1 protein-coding gene is annotated in these 793 nt (G+C 51.7%); it reads right to left on the minus strand.

Annotated elements, in window-relative coordinates; all coding sequences use genetic code 11:
* Window positions 1-793: IS256 family transposase (locus tag ABRP95_RS12040; RefSeq protein WP_349839492.1), on the minus strand; the 793-nt coding region annotated here is incomplete at both ends.

The raw sequence follows: 793 nt of genomic DNA on the forward strand, positions 1-793 counted from the left end.
TAGGACAGCACCAACAAGGCGCACGACAGCGTCACGATTGGGGAAGATGCCTACAACATCCGTACGTCTGCGGATTTCACGATTGAGCCGTTCAGTAGGGTTATTCGACCAGACTTTCTTCCAGACGGATTTCGGGGCGTTGGTAAAAGCTAAGAGCTCGTCGAGGGCTTCTTCCAGGTAGCTGGCAACGTGGGGGAATTTATCTTCACAAAACGCTACGACCTCACGTGCTTGGGACCACACCGATTCCGAGTCTGGTTGCTGGAATATCGTATGAAACATCGCCGATAGGGTTGGCCACTGGGTCTTGGCAACCATCGAAGACAGGTTTTTAGAAAAGTGCGTTCGACACCGCTGCCAGGACGCATTCGGCAACACGTCACTAATCGCATGCTGGATTCCTAGATGCGCGTCACTGGTGACAAGATAGACCTCATTAAGTCCGCGAGCTTTAAGATCCCTAAAGAACCCAGTCCACGACGCCACAGACTCAGATGTAGCAACCTGCATGCCCAATAGCTCACGATAGCCTTCGGCATTAACCCCGGTAGCCACGAGGACGGAAGCTTTGACCACGCGTCCTCCTTCGCGGACTTTCATGGTCAATGCATCACAGGCAATATACAGGTATGGACCGGTATCGAGTGGTCGGGTACGGAAGTCTTCGACCATCTCGTCCAGGTCTTTAGCCATGTCAGATACCTGCGACTTTGAAAGATTATTAATTCCCAAACTGGCGACGAGATCGTTCATCCTGCGTGTGGACACGCCTTTTAAATAGCAGGTAGCTATT

It is taken from the genome of Corynebacterium sp. KPL2895 (assembly GCF_040225815.1).
GTDB lineage: Bacteria > Actinomycetota > Actinomycetes > Mycobacteriales > Mycobacteriaceae > Corynebacterium > Corynebacterium rhinophilum.